16 protein-coding genes and 1 riboswitch are annotated in these 16,693 nt (G+C 71.8%); of the genes, 6 read left to right on the top strand and 10 right to left on the bottom strand.

The genetic code is table 11. From position 1 onward, the window contains the following. Nucleotides 1-103: 103 nt before the first annotated feature. Nucleotides 104-1,375: an ATP-binding protein gene (locus ACFSL2_RS16075; RefSeq protein ID WP_377198796.1), complete on the top strand. Its 1,272-nt coding sequence runs from the start codon at nt 104-106 to the stop codon at nt 1,373-1,375. A gap of 31 nt (nt 1,376-1,406) precedes the next feature. Further along, complete coding sequence (locus ACFSL2_RS16070) at nt 1,407-2,174, top strand: phosphotransferase enzyme family protein (RefSeq protein ID WP_377198795.1); 768 nt, start codon at nt 1,407-1,409, stop codon at nt 2,172-2,174. Between the two features lie 91 nt (nt 2,175-2,265). Here the strand turns inward: ACFSL2_RS16070 and ACFSL2_RS16065 are convergent, their stop codons facing one another. Further along, nucleotides 2,266-3,480, bottom strand: a complete 1,215-nt coding sequence (locus ACFSL2_RS16065) for a glycosyltransferase (protein WP_377198794.1) — start codon at nt 3,478-3,480, stop codon at nt 2,266-2,268. Continuing rightward, the gene (locus ACFSL2_RS16060) at nt 3,477-3,923 is read right to left on the bottom strand and encodes a MarR family transcriptional regulator (RefSeq protein WP_377198793.1); all 447 of its coding nucleotides are present in this window, start codon (nt 3,921-3,923) and stop codon (nt 3,477-3,479) included. The genes ACFSL2_RS16065 and ACFSL2_RS16060 overlap by 4 nt, the downstream gene beginning before the upstream one ends. A gap of 165 nt (nt 3,924-4,088) precedes the next feature. Continuing rightward, nucleotides 4,089-4,202: riboswitch (SAM riboswitch) on the top strand. A gap of 31 nt (nt 4,203-4,233) precedes the next feature. On the opposite strand from ACFSL2_RS16060, the gene ACFSL2_RS16055 reads away from it, so the two are divergent. After that, the gene (locus ACFSL2_RS16055; protein WP_377198792.1) at nt 4,234-5,652 is read left to right on the top strand and encodes an aminotransferase class V-fold PLP-dependent enzyme; all 1,419 of its coding nucleotides are present in this window, start codon (nt 4,234-4,236) and stop codon (nt 5,650-5,652) included. A gap of 1 nt (nt 5,653) precedes the next feature. On the opposite strand, the gene ACFSL2_RS16050 is transcribed toward ACFSL2_RS16055, so the two are convergent. Beyond that, complete coding sequence (locus tag ACFSL2_RS16050) at nt 5,654-7,162, bottom strand: amidase (protein WP_377198791.1); 1,509 nt, start codon at nt 7,160-7,162, stop codon at nt 5,654-5,656. A gap of 307 nt (nt 7,163-7,469) precedes the next feature. On the opposite strand from ACFSL2_RS16050, the gene ACFSL2_RS16045 reads away from it, so the two are divergent. Beyond that, nucleotides 7,470-8,243, top strand: a complete 774-nt coding sequence (locus ACFSL2_RS16045) for a mechanosensitive ion channel family protein (protein WP_377198790.1) — start codon at nt 7,470-7,472, stop codon at nt 8,241-8,243. Nucleotides 8,244-8,336: 93 nt separating this feature from the next. Here the strand turns inward: ACFSL2_RS16045 and ACFSL2_RS16040 are convergent, their stop codons facing one another. The 4 genes from ACFSL2_RS16040 to ACFSL2_RS16025 all read right to left on the bottom strand — a co-directional run bounded on the left by ACFSL2_RS16040 (nt 8,337) and on the right by ACFSL2_RS16025 (nt 10,985). Next, nucleotides 8,337-9,236, bottom strand: coding sequence for an LLM class flavin-dependent oxidoreductase (locus ACFSL2_RS16040; RefSeq protein ID WP_377198789.1), 900 nt, complete (start codon nt 9,234-9,236; stop codon nt 8,337-8,339). A gap of 27 nt (nt 9,237-9,263) precedes the next feature. Beyond that, nucleotides 9,264-10,265: a helix-turn-helix domain-containing protein gene (locus ACFSL2_RS16035; RefSeq protein ID WP_377198788.1), complete on the bottom strand. Its 1,002-nt coding sequence runs from the start codon at nt 10,263-10,265 to the stop codon at nt 9,264-9,266. 121 nt (nt 10,266-10,386) lie between these two features. Further along, nucleotides 10,387-10,710, bottom strand: coding sequence for a DUF6506 family protein (locus ACFSL2_RS16030; RefSeq protein ID WP_377198787.1), 324 nt, complete (start codon nt 10,708-10,710; stop codon nt 10,387-10,389). Next, the gene (locus tag ACFSL2_RS16025) at nt 10,707-10,985 is read right to left on the bottom strand and encodes a hypothetical protein (RefSeq protein WP_377198786.1); all 279 of its coding nucleotides are present in this window, start codon (nt 10,983-10,985) and stop codon (nt 10,707-10,709) included. The genes ACFSL2_RS16030 and ACFSL2_RS16025 overlap by 4 nt, the downstream gene beginning before the upstream one ends. Nucleotides 10,986-11,103: 118 nt before the next feature. On the opposite strand from ACFSL2_RS16025, the gene ACFSL2_RS16020 reads away from it, so the two are divergent. Beyond that, nucleotides 11,104-11,955 (top strand): alpha/beta hydrolase family protein, encoded by an 852-nt coding sequence (locus ACFSL2_RS16020; RefSeq protein WP_377198785.1) that lies wholly within the window; start codon nt 11,104-11,106, stop codon nt 11,953-11,955. A gap of 83 nt (nt 11,956-12,038) precedes the next feature. On the opposite strand, the gene ACFSL2_RS16015 is transcribed toward ACFSL2_RS16020, so the two are convergent. Genes ACFSL2_RS16015 through ACFSL2_RS16005 form a run of 3 tightly spaced genes read right to left on the bottom strand, consistent with a single transcriptional unit; the run spans nt 12,039 to nt 15,709 of the window. Next, nucleotides 12,039-13,007 carry a MaoC/PaaZ C-terminal domain-containing protein gene (locus ACFSL2_RS16015; RefSeq protein ID WP_377198784.1) on the bottom strand — a complete coding sequence of 323 codons (969 nt, stop codon included), beginning with the start codon at nt 13,005-13,007 and terminating at the stop codon, nt 12,039-12,041. Continuing rightward, nucleotides 13,004-14,353: a 3-oxoacyl-ACP reductase gene (locus ACFSL2_RS16010; RefSeq protein ID WP_377198783.1), complete on the bottom strand. Its 1,350-nt coding sequence runs from the start codon at nt 14,351-14,353 to the stop codon at nt 13,004-13,006. Before ACFSL2_RS16010 ends, ACFSL2_RS16015 begins: the two co-directional genes overlap by 4 nt. A 33-nt stretch (nt 14,354-14,386) precedes the next feature. Next, the gene (locus tag ACFSL2_RS16005; protein WP_377198782.1) at nt 14,387-15,709 is read right to left on the bottom strand and encodes an acetyl-CoA C-acetyltransferase; all 1,323 of its coding nucleotides are present in this window, start codon (nt 15,707-15,709) and stop codon (nt 14,387-14,389) included. A gap of 184 nt (nt 15,710-15,893) precedes the next feature. Between ACFSL2_RS16005 and ACFSL2_RS16000 the strand changes: the two genes are divergently transcribed. Further along, entirely contained in the window at nt 15,894-16,634 is a 741-nt protein-coding gene (locus tag ACFSL2_RS16000; protein ID WP_377198781.1) for a TetR/AcrR family transcriptional regulator, read from the top strand. The last annotated feature ends 59 nt before the right edge of the window (nt 16,635-16,693 follow it).

Here is a 16,693-nt window from a genome sequence, read left to right as displayed (position 1 = left end):
GGGTTGTAAAGTTTGATCCCGACCGGATGTAAAGTTTGATCCGGCCGGATGCCAAGGCCCCACTGTCGTCGGCATGCTCGGCGCGTGACCGGAAGTGTCAGAGATGACCTACACACCCAGAGCGATCGACACCCATCTCATCGAGATGCTCAACGGGTTGCCGGCTGTCTCGATCGAGGGACCGAAGGCAGTTGGCAAAACGAAGACTGCTGCGCGGCTCGCGCAGACAACCATCCGTCTCGATCGTGGGGACGAAGCGGAGCTTCTGGCGCTCGACCCGGACCGTCTGCACCGGGATCCGACACCGATCCTCATCGACGAATGGCAGCTCATGCCGCAGTCATGGGATCTCGTTCGCAGGGCGGTTGACGATGGCGCAGGTGCCGGCGCGTTTCTCCTGACTGGCTCAGCCACGCCACGGGCGACGATTCACTCGGGCGCAGGGCGGATCGTCCGCATTCGCATGCGGCCGATGTCGTTTGCCGAGCGGCAGATCGAATCTCCGACCGTCTCGTTCGCAGGTCTGCTGAGAGACGGGCCCGCGGAGGTCGGCGGACGCACTGAGGTCGCGCCGGGGGACTACGCCGAGGAGATCGTTCGCTCTGGCTTTCCTGGCATTCGCACTCGACAAGGCACACACCATCGTGACGCCCTCGACAGCTACCTGGCACGGATCGTCGAGCACGACTTCAGCGAGCTCGGTCATGTGGTACGTCGTCCGAGAGCGCTCGAGGCATGGCTGACGGCCTATGCGGCGGCAACGGGAACGACGGCGACATACGAGACGATCTTGGACGCGGCGACACAGGGGATCAGCGACAAGCCGACCCGTCCGACGACCGTTGCCTACCGTGACACCCTGGAACGGCTGTGGATCCTCGATGAGGTGCCGGCCTGGGTCGGAAGCCGGAATCGCTTGGCGTCTCTTACTCAGGTCTCAAAGCATTTCCTCGCCGATCCGGCGCTTGCCGCACGACTGTTGGGAGTCGGGGCCGGCGCACTGATCGACAAGCCCCAGCCGGGAAAGATCGTGGCCCGGGACGGCACGCTGCTCGGTGCCTTGTTCGAGCACCTTGTAGCCCTGAGCGTCCGTGTGCATGCGGAGGTCGAACGAGCGCGCGTCCTACATCTGCGGACCAAGGGCGGCGAGCATGAGGTCGATCTCATCGTGGAGCGCGACGACGGGAAGGTGCTGGCGATCGAGGTAAAGCTGAACCGACTGCCGAACGACAAGGATGTGAAGCATCTCCGCTGGTTGAAGGAGAAACTGGGCGACGACCTTCTCGATGCCGTTGTGATGACGACCGGGCCGCTCGCTTATCGTCGACCCCAGGACGGGATCGCAGTGGTTCCGTTGGCACTGCTCGGACCATGACGAAGGCTGTGGACAACGGTGTGGAAAGGCTGTGGACAGACCTGTGGACGAGCACGAGCTGACCGGCGGCAACACCACCGGCGTCGTGCGGGTCGGCGACACCGTGCACCGCGCGGCCGGCCCATGGACGCCGACCGTCCAGCGCCTGCTCACCCACGTCCGTGCCCGCGGCATGGCCGAGGTTCCCGAGCCGCTCGGCCTCGACGACCAGGGCCGGGAGGTCGTCTCGTTCCTGCCGGGCGACGTTCCGGGGTGGCCCGCCCCGGAGTGGCTCTGGTCCGCGGACGTCCTGGCCGACGCCGGCCGCCTCCTGCGGCGCTTCCACGACGCCACGGCGGGGTTCGCCCCGGCTGACGCCCGGTGGCGGCTCCCCGCGACCGAACCCGCCGAGGTGATCTGCCACAACGACGCGGCGCCCTACAACATGGTCTTTCGCGCCGGCCGGCTTGCGGGCCTCATCGACCTCGACACCGCTGCGCCGGGTCCACGGGTCCGGGACCTGGCCTACCTCGCCTATCGGATCACGCCGCTGTCGGGTGACGCCTTCGCGGGGGTGGGTTACGGCGTCGGGCACCTGGACCCGATGGCGCGGCTCGACGCGTTGATCACCGCGTACGGGTACCCGTACCCGCGTGCCAAGGTGCTGGGCGCGATGGTCGACAAGCTGCACGACCTGGCCGGCTGGACCGAGGCACGGGTCGACGACGGCGGTCCGGCCGAGCTGCGCGAGCACGCCGCCATGTACCGCGCGGACGCACAGCGGATCGTCGCGCTCGTCGCGGCCGCCGAGCGAGACTGACCCGGCGGTCGGCCTGGGCCGGGCCGGGCCGAACGGCCGCCCGGAGCCGGGAGCCGGCCCCGGACCCGGCCCCGGACCCGCGCCCGGCTGATCAACTCTCGGCGGTTCGTTCGATCCGCGTGACCGCAGTGGCGACGCCGTCCTCCTCGCCCACCCGGGCGCCCAGCTCACGTGCCGCGTCGGCCCGGCCCGCCGCGTCGTCGATCGCCGCGGCGAACCGGTCGGCCGTGACCTTGCCGGTCAGCGCAGGGGCGCCGATCCCCAGCTCGTGCACCCGCCGCGCCCAGAACGGCTGGTCGCCCAGGAACGGCCGGATCACCTGGGGCACCCCGGCCCGGAGGGCGGCCGCGACGGTGCCGACGCCCCCGTGGTGCACCGCGACTGACGTGCGGGGCAGGAGGAGGCTGTGCGGTGCCTGGTCGAGCACGTGGACGGTCTCCGGCACACGCGAGGGCCGGAGCGCACCCCAGCCCGTCGCCAGGACCGCGCGTCGCCCCGAACGGTGCAGCCCGTCCAGCACCGCATCCGTGAAGGCTTCCGGGTTCTTGACGACCATGCTGCCGAAGCCGACGTACACCGGCGGCTCGCCGGCATCGAGGAACCGGTCCAGCGCCTCGGACGGCGCCCAGCGGCCGTTCGGCGGCAGGCTCCAGAACCCGGTCGGCGCAAGCTCGGCCGGCCAGTCGTCCGGCGCGGGCAGCAGGTGCGGGCTCCACGCGTGCAGGACGCCGTCGCGGGCCACGCGCTCGGCGAGTCCCGTCGTCGGACCGGTCAGGCCGAGCACCTCGGACCGCCAGGACCGGACCATGCGGCGGTACGGGGCCTCGATGACTCCGGCCAGTCCCCAGCTCGCCCGGTTGAGGAACCGGGGCGGCGGGACCGGGCTGAGCGGTGACGGGAACCGCACGGTAGGGGTGAACAGCGGGATGGGGAGCGCGGCGATCGACGGCACCCCGAGCAGGTCCGCGAGGTGGGGTGCGCCGAGCGTCTTGGGCGCGTAGACGACGACGTCGGCGCCGCTGTCCCGCAGCGTGGCCAGGTCGTCGAGCCAGCGGCGGAGCAGCGGGAGTGCAGACCGGGCCGCCGTGATCGACGCCCGTGCCCCCTTTCCTGCCACCTGCTCCTGGAGGGCGAAGACGCCATCGTCGAGCGGCGCGACCGGGAGTCCGCGGGCCGCCGCGTCCTCGGTCAGTCGGCGTGGTGCGGCCAGCAGCGGCTCGTGGCCGGCCCGGGCGAGCTCGAGGCCGAGTGCCGCGAACGGCTCGACGTCACCCCGGCTGCCCATGGTGACCAGGAGAACCCTCATCGGGTGGCCTCCCACTCGTCCAGGAGCGCGGGGAAGCGATCCGCCATGAAGGCATACATGTCGCGCATGTTCTCCAGCCGCTTGCGCCGGCCGGGGTCGTCGCCCACCGCGGCGAGGCCGTGCGCGGCAAGCTCCTGGAACGCGTCGAACTCCGCCATCTTGGCCCGGAAGGCCCGGCCGAACACGTCGTCGGTGAGCCGGTAGCGGTCGCGGCGCTCGCCGCGACGCCGGAATCGCTCGACCATGCCGGCCTGGTCGAGCTGGCGCAGGGCCACGCTCATGCTGCTCTTGGCGACGGCGAGCCGTTCGCACAGGTCGGGTGCGTCGGCGCTGTCATCGTCCGACGCGAGCAGGTGCCCGACGACCCGGCCGGCCGTGCGGCTCAGACCGAGCCGCTCGTAGAAGAGCCCGGCCTCTTCGGTGAAGTCCTCGATGGCGCTCATGCGGCAAGCGTACCGCTTGTTCGGTCCGTTCCGAACACTCTGAACGGGGAACTTCTCCGACTCGGCGGCGCGCGCCGGCCGCCGGCGACCTTTGCGCCCATATGTTGAGACCAAAATATGAGACGCGCGTTGACAGCGGATGTGCCGCAGCCCAGGATGACGGCAGGTCATGAGTGCCAGCGCCAAGCCCCGGCTCGCTGGTCGGCAACCCTCCCTCCGCGGCGGGGTGCTCCGGGTGACGACCTGGCCGCGTGCAGCCGCGCGTGGCAAGCGCGGGGGAATCGCCCCCAGGACTGTGCTGGAGGACGCCATGTCGGCAACCACTCTCACCCGCGACGCTGCGGTGACCGGCGTCGCACCGCTGCGCCCCGTGGTCGGTGGTGCGACCCTCGTCCCCCTCGTGGACGGCACCCGGGTCCCCTACGCCAACCTCGATGTCGCGGCGTCCGCCCCGGCGCTGCAGGCCGTGGCCGACCGGGTCACCCAGGTGCTCCCCCTCTATGCCAGCGTGCACCGTGGCGCGGGCTACCTCTCCCAGGTGAGCACCGCCCTGTACGAGACCGCCCGCCGCACCATCGGTGCGTTCGTCGGCGCCCGCGACGACGACCTCACGATCGTCACGCGCAACACCACCGACTCCCTGAACCTGCTCGCCGGCTGCGTCCCCGCGCAGCCCGACGGCGAGCCCGGCCGCGTGCTCGTCCTCGACGTCGAGCACCACGCCAACCTGCTGCCCTGGCAGCGCGGCGCCGACGCGACCGTGCTGACCGGCGGCTCCACCGTGGCCGAGACGCTCACCCAGATCCGCGACGAGCTGGCCGACGCCGCCGCGCACCGCCAGTACGCGCTCCTCGCGCTCACCGGCGCCTCCAACGTGACGGGCGAGTCGCTGCCCGTCGACGAGATCGTCGCGGTGGCCCACGAGTACGGCGTACGCGTGGTGCTCGACGGCGCCCAGCTCGTGCCCCACCGGCGCATCTCCCTGGAATCCACGGGCGTCGACTACCTCGCCTTCTCCGGGCACAAGACGTACGCGCCGTTCGGTGCGGGTGTGCTCGTGGGCCGCCGGGACTGGCTCGACACCGGCACGCCGTACCTCGCGGGTGGCGGCGCCGTGCGACGAGTGCGCGTCGCCGGCACCGACTGGCACGACGGTCCCGCCCGGCACGAGGCCGGTTCGCCCAACGTGATCGGCGCCGTGGCGCTCGCCGCGGCGTGCGAGGAGCTCGCGGCGCTCGCGCCGGAAGATGTCGTGGCGCACGAGAACGCGCTGCGCCACCGGCTCGTGTCCGGGCTCGAGGCGATCGACCGCGTCGAGGTGGTGCGCGTGTGGGCGGACGCCGTCGACCCCGTGGGCGTCGTGACCTTCACGGTGGCCGGCTACGACCCGGGCCTCGTCGCCGCGTACCTGTCCGCGGAGCACGGCATCGGCGTGCGCGACGGGCGCTTCTGCGCGCACCCGCTGCTCGGCCGCCTCGGGTTCGACGCCGGGGCGGTGCGCGCCTCGGTCGGTGTCGGCACCGCGGGCGAGGAGGTCGAACGGCTCGTCGCCGCCGTCGGCCGGCTGGTGGCGGAGGGCCCGCAGGCCGGCTACGACGTCGTCGACGGCCTGTGGGTGGTGACCGACGACCCCCGTCCGGTGCCCGAGGGCTCGGGCCTCGCGGGGCTCCTGGCCACCGCGGCCGCGGGCTTCCAGGACGAGTTCGGCTGCCTCCCCGACCCGGAGTAGGTCAGAGCGGGAATGCTGCCGGACGCGGCAGGGCCGCCTCCACCTGTGCCGCCAGCGCCAGCAGGGTGAGCTCGCCGCCCGGCCGGCCGATGATCTGGACCCCCATCGGCAGTCCTGCGGGCGCCTCGGCGGTCGGCGCGGTCCAGTGCGTCGGCACGGTGATCGCGGGCAGCCCCGCGACGTTGAGCATCGACGTGAACGGCGTGTACTGGCACTGCTGCTCGAAGTTCCGCTCGGGGTCCTGGGCGTCGTACCACCCGATGGGGCGCGGTGTGAGCGCGAGGGCGGGCGTCACCACCGCGTCGTACACGCTGATCTGCGCCACCAGCGAGCGCTCGTAGCCGTTGAGCGTGCGCACCGCCTCGGCGAGCTGCCGCGCCGGCACCTCGCGCCCCGACCGGATCAGCCACTGCGTCAGCGGCTCCAGCCGGCCGAGCGTCTCCGGGTCGTCGATCGGCACCGCCGACGCGCCGCCCATCCACAGGGTCCGGAACGCCGGTGCGTACTCGGGCGCCTCGGCCAGGACCATCTCGTCCAGCGTGTGCCCGAACCCCGTCAGGGCTCCCACGCCCGCGTCCAGGGCCGCCCTGGCCTCGGGTGACACGGTGATCGCATAGAACTCGTCCCACGCCGACGTGGTGGTCACGCCGATCCGTGCGGTTCCGGATTCCGGCCCGCTCCACCCGGTCCGCGGGTCAAGCAGCGTGGCGCGCTGCGCGGCCGCCAGATAGGCGCCCGCCTCGTACGACGGCGCACGCAGCGAGAACGGATGCGCGACGCCGCCCCCGGCGAGCCGCGGGAGCATCGCCTCGAGCAGCAGGGCGGTGTCCGCGACGGTGCGCGCGATCGGGCCGTTCACCACCAGCCCGCCCAGCGAGTCGACGCCGCTGCCCGCCGGCAGCAGGCCCCGCGTCGGCTTGAGGCCGACCACGCCGCACGCGGCGGCGGGGATGCGGACCGAGCCGCCGCCGTCGGAGCCGGGAGCGAACGGCAGCATGCCCGCCGCCACCGCCGCGGCCGCACCACCGCTGGATCCGCCCGCGCCGCGCGTCAGGTCCCACGGTGTGCGCGCCGGCGGGGCGTCGACCGGTTCGGTGTAGGCGGGGAAGCCGAGCTCGGGCGCCGCCGTCTTGCCCAGGCTGACCACACCCGCGGCGTCGAGGATCCGGACGATCTCGTCGCTCTCCGCGGCCGGCGGCAGGCCCGCGAACGCGCGTGAACCGAATCCCGTCGGCACGCCCGCGCGGTTCCACAGGTCCTTGTCCCCCGTGGGCAGGCCCCACAGCCCGCCCGACGCCGACCGTGCGCCGCCGGTGCCGTCACCGTCCCGCCCGAGGGCCGCTGCGCGCTCCCTGGCGAGCTCGGGGGTGACGGTGGCGAAGGCTCCGACGGTCGGGTCGAGCCGTTCCACCCGGTCGAGAAAATGCTCGGTGACCTCCGCGGGCGTGAGGTCACCGGCGGCGAGGAGGTCACGGAGCTCGACGGCGGTCCGCTCATGCAGGGCATCCATCCGGCCAGGCTACGGCGCTCGGCACCGACCCGCGGAAATGCCGTATATGTCTCACCCGCTCTACAGCGGACCTGGCTCAATTCATGAACGCGACAACTCGCTCTCGACCGTCTGACCTGCGCATATGCGCCTTCTTTGCCGAAAGGTGCGCCCAAGAAGCAATGCCACGCCGCGCAGAATGCGCTTCTCCGGCATATGTTCGTGGAGTGTCGGCACCTTTGTGCTGCGCCACCGTGGCGTAGCAGAGGTGACGAGAAAAGTCTCGAAGGGGGAGAGAACTATGCCATTCCTCAGTGCAGGTCTTGTTGTGCCGACCCAGGTCGACTGGCTGGAGCCGCTCACGAACGCGCTGGGCGCGGTCGCAAGCTTCATCCCGAAGCTCCTCGTGTTCCTGATCGTATTCCTCATCGGGTACTTCATCGCCAAGGCGATCGCCCGGTTCGTAGGGATGATCCTGACGCGGATCGGCTTCAACAAGGTGCTGGAGAAGGCGGGTGCCAACCGGCTCCTCGCCGGGTCGGGCATCGAGCCGATCTCGCTGCTCACCAAGATCATCTACTACTTCATCCTGCTCATCGCGCTGCAGCTCGCGCTGAGCGCTTTCGGGCCCACCAACCCGGTGAGCGCAATCGTCAACGACATCGTGGCGTGGCTCCCGAAGCTGGTCGTCGCGATCGTCATCGTCGTGATCGCGGGCGCCATCGCGAATGCCGTGAAGGACCTTATCCTCAACTCCATGGGTGGGGTTTCCTACGGCCCGCTGGTTGCTAAGTCGGTCTCGTTCTTCATCATCGCGCTGGGCATTATCGCCGCGGTGAACCAGATCGGCATCGGCACCACCGTGACAATGCCCGTCCTCGTGGCATTCCTGGCCACCCTGGCCGGAATTCTGATCGTCGGTGTCGGCGGTGCCCTCATCGGCCCCATGCGGCCGCGGGTCGAGAGCCTCCTCGGCAACCTCTCGTCGGGTGGTGGCGCCGCTGCCACGCCCGCCGCAGAGCCCGGCACCACCCCCGGGACCGCGCCGCGCACGGACCCGGGCGCCTCGGGTTCGTTCCCACCGCCGCCGCGCGACATCTGAGCGCCTGACCGGCCGGTCACGACGACGCCGGGGCCGCACCGTCACCTGACGATGCGGCCCCGGCGTCGCACTGTGCGCCCGAGGATGCGGCGGCTACGACGCGCCGAGGAGCTCCTGAGCGGCCCCGACCACACTGATGAGCTGTTCCAGGTCCGGGTCGTCCTCCGTCGGCTGGAGCGCCACGGTGTCCACGCCCGCCTCGCCGTACCGGCGCACGCCGTCGGCGAGCGCCTGAGCGTCGCCCCACACGGCGTACGCCGCGAGGCCGGCGTCGTCGGCCACGTCCGCGCCCATGTCCATGGCGGTGAACTCCGCCCGCAGGCGGGCGACGGCGGTGGGCCCGGTGCCGCCCGAGACGAACTGGATCACGGGAAGGTCGACGCCGTCCCGGCCGGCGGCTGCCTTCCCCTCGGCGACCCGGGCGAGCGCCGCGGGCAGCCTGGGCAGGCCGACGGAGCCCTCGAGCACCACACCGTCACCGGCCTCACCCGCCAAGCGCAGCGACCTCGGTCCCGTCGCCGCGACCGGGATCGCCACCGGCCGGGCGGGTGGCCAGTCGAGCGCGACGTCGTCCAGGGACACGTAGCGGCCCGACGTCGTCACACGCTCCCCGGCGAGCAGCGCGCGCAGCGCCGTCGAGTACTCCCGCATGAGGGTCAGCGGGGACGCCGCCTTGGCTCCCACCTGAGCCATCCAGGGCTGCACGCCGTGCCCGATCCCGGGGACGAGCCGGCCCGGGAACATCCCGTCGACCGTCGCGATCTCCATGGCGGTGAGCGCGACGTTGCGCAGCGGCGTCGGGAGCACACCGATCCCGACCCGGAGGCGATCGGTGGCGGACAGGACCGCGCTCGCGGTGGCGATGCCGCCCGTCTGGAAGCAGTCCTCCCAGAACCAGAGCTCGTCGATCCCCGCGGACTCGACGGCACGGGCGAGCGGGATGATGCGGGTCGGTGGGGTCGACGGCCGGATGATGTACGCCAGTCTGGTCATGGCCCCACGCTGCCACGGCTCAGGGCGTCACAGCCACCCCTTACGGGCGGCGTACCAGCCCAGCTGGATGCGGGTCGAGACGCCCGCGATGCCCATGAGCACCTTGACGCGACGCTGCACGGTGCGCAGGGAGAGCCCCAGCTGGTTCGCCACCGACTGGTCGGTGAGGCCGGCCAGCATGAGCGCGAGGATGCGGCTGTCCTCCTGCTCGAGGTCGGACGCGTCCGAGCGTTCGCCCGGCCGGGCGAACGGGGTGGCATCGCGCCACACGCTCTCGAAGAGGGCGATCAGGGCGTCCAGCAGCCCGGACGGGTGGATGATCAGCGCGCCCACGAGGTCGGGTGCCAGGTCGGAGCCCTCAGTGCCCGCCTCGACGACGGTCTGGATCGGCACGAAGGCGAGGCGGTGGTCGATGATGAACAGCTTGATCGGCACCCGCTCCGAGAATCGCACGTCCTCGCCGTTCTCGATCGCCGCGGCGACGTCGTCCACCCGCAGCACACCGGTGTCCAGGAACACGCGATCCACCACTACCCGGTAGTGCACGCCCCGCGCGACGGCCTGGTCCTCCGCGGTGTTCTCGTCGGCGGGCATCACGAACACGGGCGGCTTGGTGAACGACTCGACGGTCTCGCGCGCGCCGAGCTGGAGCTGCATGATGCGGTGCTTCACGGCGTCGGCTCCGTGCACCACGTCGACGACGTCGGTGGCCGGCCGCAGTGCGGACGACCGCCGGAACTCCTCCTCGAGCTCGATCAGCTCGACCTGTGCGGCGCGGATCTCGTCCTTGCGGCGGGCGAGCAGCGCGCCCAGCGCTATCTCGGGGGGAGCCGCCTGGAAGCGGGAGTCGTCCGCGCTCTGCCGGGCGGCGAGCCCGTGGCTCTCCAGCGCACGGAGCACGTCCAGCGCGTCTCCGGGGTCGCATCCGAGCCGCCGGCCCAGCTCCGTCGCGTCGAGGGACGGAGACGCCACCAGGTCGCGGTACGCGAGGGACTGCGGCTTCGTCAGGCCGAGCACGTCACCGAGCATGGCATCCTCCCGCCGGATGAAGTTCGCCGCCGTGGTGAGGATACGGGATTGATAGCCTCCGGCACGTGATCACCGAGGACGTGCGGGTCTCCGCCGCCGGCGTCCGTCCCCCACGGTGGCGCTAGTCGCCCGTGTGCTCTGCCTCGAACCGCGCCTTGTACGACGCGGCCCCGGTGACCGACTCGAGGCCGAAGGTCACGTGCCCGACCGGGACCCGACCGTCCACCGCGTCGATCACCCGTGCCGCGTCCTGGACGGTGAACCCGCCGCACAGCTCGATGAGCTCGACGCCTTCGTCGACCAGCCCGACGGCGACCTCCGCGACCGCGGACTCGTCCGGTACGGGGACGAGCGTCGTGCGCTGCCCCTCGCGCTCGATCACCACCCGGTCGGCCACGGGATCCGCTCCCGGCTGGCCGAAGATGTAGGCCCAGCTCGCGCTCATGTCAGCCCCAGACCTTCTCGATCGACACCGGGTTGAGCTCCGACTCCAGGGGCAGACGCTCCGGGCCGCTCCACTCGCGCCCGGCCTGGGCGTCGGTCGGCCCAGAGGAAGTCGAACTCCACACCCTTGCGGAAGCGGAGGTAGGCCAGACCGAGCCTGGATCCCTCGTCCTCGTCGGCGATGTAACCGACGTACGCCTGGTGGTCACCGACCTGGAACCAGTCGGGCACATCCCGGACGCTGAACTTCTGGACGGCGGTGGGGTCGAAGATCATGACGGTGCCTCGTCTCGTCTCGGTGTGTGACGCAGGACCACGGTGGCAGGGCCAGGGTGCGGGGCGCAATCGCTGGGCGGCAGAGGCGCCAGGGCACGGGATTGGTAGCCTCCGGCACGTGATCACCGAGGACGTGAGCTTCTCCGCCGACGACGGCGCGCAGGTCGCCGGCCGCTGGTTCCTGCCGGACGGCGCTCCGGTCGGTGTCGTGGTCATCGCGCCGGCGATGGCGATGCCGATGCGGTTCTACCGGCACACGGCAGCCTGGCTCGCGGACCGTGGCCTCGCGGTGCTCACCTTCTCGTACCGCGGTTCGGAGCCCGAGCTCTACGGGCCCCTGCGGGACTCCACGGCGACCGCCCTGGACTGGTACCAGGACGCGGTGGCGGCGGCGGGCCACGCCCGCACCCGGGTCGACGCCGCCGGGGTCCCGCTCTCCTGGGTAGGCCATTCGTTCGGGGGCCAGAGCCTCGGTTTCCTCGCCGACGCGGGTGTGGACAGGTGCGTGATGGTGGCCTCGGGGACCGGCTGGCGCGGCAAGGCCGCACCGACCATCAAGACGTGGTCCCCGCTGCTGTGGCGCGTCATCGCGCCCGCCGCGATCGCCGCGGTGGGCTACTACCCGGGACGCCGGCTCCACATCCTGGACGATCTGCCGGGCGGCGTCATGCGGCAGTGGGGGCGCTGGTGCCTGCACCCGGACTACCTGTTCAGCGAGCATCCTGAGCTCCGGGACGGCTTCGCGAAGGTCCAGACGCCGGTGACCGCGCTCTGGACCGCCGACGACGAGCTGATCTCCCCCGACTCGATCAGGTACTGGAGCCGTGAGTTCCCGAACGCGGACGTCGAGCTCGTCGAGATGCGGGCCGCCGACCACGGCCTGACCCGCATCGGCCACTCGGGCTTCTTCCGCCCGAAGCGCGCGATCCTCTGGGAGGAGCTGCTGCTGCCCCGCCTGGCTCGGAGCTAGGGGCCAGGTCCGCTACCCAGTGATCGCGCCCGAAACCAGCGGTGGTTCGGGCGCAATCACTGGGTAGCGGGAGGGGACCCGGTTTAGAGCCCGGTGACCTTGCCGACGAAGTGGCGGGTGTTCTTGCCCGACCGCCAGCCGTCGTACACGAAGTCGCGTGCACCGGCCGCGTCCCGGCTGACCGGCTCCGTCGAGGACACATCATCCGCGTAGCGGATCGCCACGTCGACGGTGCCCGGCAGCAGCACCGGCTTGAAGAACTCGACGGTCCACTCGTACCGCTCCCCCCGGCGGGCCGGCCCCACCTCGGCCAGCGCACGCGCCGCGGTGTACATGCCGTGGGCGATCGCCCGCGGGAACCCGAACGCCTTGGCGCCGAGGCTCGACGTGTGGATCGGGTTCTGGTCGCCCGACACCGCGCCGTAGGCCCGCCCGGTCCCGCCGCCGAGCTTCCACCGAGCGGTCGGCAGGGGCGCCGTCCACTCCTCGCGCGGCGACTCGGCGGCCGGTGCGGCCCCGTCGGGCGCGGTGAAGCCCTTGGCGAGGTACGTCGACACGCCCTGGTAGGCGAGCTCGCCGTCGACCAGCACCTCCGCGACGAGGTCGACCTGGACACCGCGGCGGTGCGCGCGGGCGTCCTGCGCCCAGGCCCGCACCAGCAGGGTCTCGCCCACGCGCACCGGACGGAGCACGCGAGCGCTGTTCCTCAGGTGCACCATGCCCAGCAACGGCAGCGGGAAGTCACCGCGCACCATCACCGCCGTGGCCAGCGGGAACGCCAGGACGTGCAGGAACCCCGCCGGCAGCACCTCGGATGCCGGCTCACCCACCAGGCGGAGGTAAGCCGCCAGATGCTCCGCCTCGTCCGCGGTGTCGACGTCCGCCACCTGGTAGGCCACCTGGGGGAGCCGGACCGCGCCGCCCCGCGGCCGTTTGGCGACGGATCCACCCGCGCCCTTGGCGAAGAGCCCGGCGAGCTTCGGCAGCCGGGCCAGCTCCGTCACGCCGTACGACGCCGGCACTCCCGCCCTGGTCAGTGCGCTTCCCGTCACTTGCCCACCATCGACTGACCGCAGACCCGCAGGACCTGCCCGTTCACGCCCTTGGCCACGGGCGACGCGAGGAACGCGATCGCTTCGGCGACATCGAGCGGCAGCCCGCCCTGCTGGAGCGACGGGATGACCCGGCGCGCCACCTCGCGCGTGGCGAACGGGATGGACCTGGTCATCTCGGTCTCGATGAACCCCGGCGCGACGGCGTTCGCCGTGCCGCCCAGCTCCGCGACGAGCGGCGCGGTAGCGGCCGTGTGGCCGATCACGCCGGACTTGGAGTACGCGTAGTTTGTCTGGCCCTTGTTGCCGGCGATGCCGGACGTCGAGGCCAGCGACACGATGCGCAGCCCTTCGACGCCGGCGGCCAGCAGCTGCTCGTTGATGCGCAGCTGGGAGGCGAGGTTCACCGCGATGACGGAGTCCCACTGGCCGGGCTTCATGTTGGCGAGCAGCTTGTCGCGCAGGATGCCCGCGTTGTGCACCAGGATGTCGATCCCGCCGACGTGCCTCGCGGCGTCGAGGATCTTGGTCCCCGCATCCGCGGCGGTCACGTCCAGCTGTACGGCAGTGCCCTTGATCTCGTTCGCGACGCCGGCGAGCGACTCGCCGGCAGCGGGCACGTCCACCACCACGACCTTGGCGCCGTCCCGGGCCAGGGTGCGCGCGATCGCGGCGCCGATACCACGCGCGGCACCGGTGACGACGGCGACCTTGCCCGCCAGCGGCTGCTCCCAGTCGACGTCGTCCAGCGCGTCCGCCGGTCCGACGGGCAACACCTGGCCGTCGACGTACGCCGACTTCGCGGACAGGAAGAAGCGGAGCGTGCCCAGCGCGGAGGTCGAGTCGACGGCCGCACCGCCGGTCAGCTGCACACCGTTCGCCGTGGCCCCGCCCCGCAGCTCTTTGCCGATCGAACGCGTGAAGCCCTCGAAGCCGGCCCGGGTCGCGGCGAGCGCCGGCGGGTCGCTCGTTTCCGCAGCACGGGACAGGACGACGACGCGGCCGTTGCCCGCGAGCCGGCGCAGCGTGCCGCCCAGGGCGAGCACCGACTCGGAGACCGCCTCGGGGGACTCGGCGGACGTACCGACGAGCACGACGCCGCCCCAGCGGACGTCGTCGGCGCCCTCGGTGGACCGGCGCACGTCGACGTCCCAGGCGAGCAACGCCTTGGCGAGCGCATCGGCGTCGGCGGTCGAGGCGTCGTCGGACACGATGAGGACGGGGCCCACGGTCAGCGGAGCGTCCGGGGTGTAGCGGCGCAGGACCGCCGGACGGGGGAGGTTCAGCTGCTTCGCGAGTTTCTTGCCCAGCTCGCCGTTCACGAACCTGGTGTAGTTGTCAGCCACGAATTTCCTTCCGATCTGGGGGAGGGGAGGGCCTCAGGGGGACTCGACGATGGCGACGGCACCCAGGCCGCCGGCGGCGCAGACCGAGATGAGCGCCCGTGCCGGGCGGCCGGTCTCGGCGGCCTTCGCCGCCACCAGCTTCGCCGCGGTGGCGATGATGCGCCCGCCGGTCGCGGCGAACGGGTGGCCCGCGGCGAGCGAGGAGCCGTTCACGTTGAGCTTGCTGCGGTCGACCTTGCCGAACGCGCCGTCGAGGCCGAGCTCGGTGCGGCAGTACTCCTCGTCCTCCCAGGCGGCGAGCGTGGTCAGCACGGTGGAGGCGAACGCCTCGTGGATCTCGAAGAAGTCGATGTCGTCGAGGGTGAGGCCGTTGCGCGCGAGCATCCGCGGCACGGCGGCGGCCGGCGCCATGAGCAGCCCCTCGTGGCCGTGCACGAAGTCGACGGCGGCCGTCTCGGCGTCCACGAACTTCGCGAGGATCGGCAGGTCGCGCTCCTCGGCCCACTCCCGCGATGAGAACAGGACGGTGGACGCACCGTCGGTCAGCGGCGTGGAGTTGCCGGCCGTCATCGTGGCCGAGCCGCCGAGCTTGGTGCCGAAGACGGGCTTGAGCTTCGCCAGCTTCTCGAGCGACGTGTCGGGGCGCAGGTTGTCGTCCCGGGTCAGGCCCTTGAACGGGGTGACCAGGTCGTCGAAGAAGCCCGACTCCCAGGCGCGGGCGAGGTTCTGGTGCGAGTTGTACGCGACCTCGTCCTGGGCCTCGCGCGAGATGCCCCACCGTGCCGTCGTGATGGCCTGGTGCTCGCCCATGGAGAGGTGCGTGCGCGGTTCGCCCGTGCCGGGGGTGGCGGGGGCCAGGTCCTTGGGGCGGATCGCGGCCAGTGCCTTGAGCTTCGCACCGGTGGTCTTGGCGTGGTTGGCGTCCAGGAGGGCGGCGCGCAGGCGGTCGCTGACGACGATCGGCGCGTCGGACACGGTGTCCGTGCCGCCGGCGACCGCGGACTCGATCTGGCCCAGCTTGATCTTGTTGGTCACCGCGATGGCGGCCTCGAGGCCGGTGGCGCAGGCCTGCTGGACGTCGTAGGCCGGGGTGGCCGGCGACAGGGAGGAGCCCAGCACCGACTCGCGGATCAGGTTGAAGTTCTTGCTGTGCTTGAGCACGGCGCCGCCGGCGACCTCGCCCAGGCGCTCGCCCTGCAGGCCGAACCGGGCGACGAGCCCCTCCAACGCTGCGGTGAACATGTCCTGGTTGCTGGTCCGGACGTACTTCTTGCCGGCGCGGGAGAACGGGATGCGGTTGCCGCCGATGATCACGGCCTCGCGCGTGGACGGGACGGGGGAGGGGGTTGTGGACACGTCGCTGTTCCTTCTCACTTCGTCGTCGGGCAGGTGGCTTCGTTGGTCGAGCCTTGTCGAGACCGTGGTGGGCCGCGACCCGGTTCTTGCCGGGGTGGTGCCCAGGACTCACAGTACCTGATACTCTCAGTCTCGTGAGACGAATCACAAGACCTCTAGTGAGTCTCGGTGAGGAGGCGGACCGATGAGCATCGGAGTCGACGGTCGTTCGACCCGCTGGGACGACCACCGCACGGCCCGTCGGGCAGAGCTCGTCCGCGCTGCGCGCAAGGCGGTGCACCGCCTCGGACCGGCGGTCTCGATGGACGAGATCGCCGCGGCGGCAGGGACGTCGAAGTCCATCGTCTACCGGTACTTCGACGACAAGGCGGGCCTGCGGCTCGCCGTCGCCGAGACCGTGGTGATGCAGATGCACGACGCGCTCCGCGCCGCCGCGCAGCGCGCCGACGACCCCGAGATGGCGTTGCGCGAGATGGTGCGCGTCTACCTCGAGATGATCGAGAGCTCGCCCAACGTCTACTGGTTCGTCACCCGGACCGCTATCGGTGGCAACGAGCCGGCTCCGGTCGAGAGCGGGCGCCGTGGCCGGCGCGCCACCGCCGCCGAGGACACCACCGACGCCGCCGTGCCGACCACGCCTGTCGACCTGCACCCGCTCGGCGCCTATCTCGACTCGGTGATCGAGCTCGTCGCCGAGCCCTTCGCGCGGGCCACCGACGTCCCCCAGGCCGACGCCGCCGCCTGGGCGGCCGGTGCTGTCGGCTTCGTGCGCGGTTCCGGCGAGTGGTGGCTCGGCCACCGCAACGTCGAGTCCAGCCCGCTGACCCGGGAAGAGCTGACCGAGCGCGTGACGCTCTGGCTCTGGACCGGACCCGTGGGCGTGCTGCACCACGACCGCCCCGGCTCCGCACCCGTGACCGCCTGACCTGACCCACCCTCCCGAGACCCCAGTACCTGGCCCACCGGCCGAACACCGAGGAGAAC

Source organism: Promicromonospora aerolata (genome assembly GCF_042682255.1).
Classification (GTDB): domain Bacteria; phylum Actinomycetota; class Actinomycetes; order Actinomycetales; family Cellulomonadaceae; genus Promicromonospora; species Promicromonospora aerolata.
This window is presented reverse-complemented; position numbering and strand designations above follow the sequence as displayed.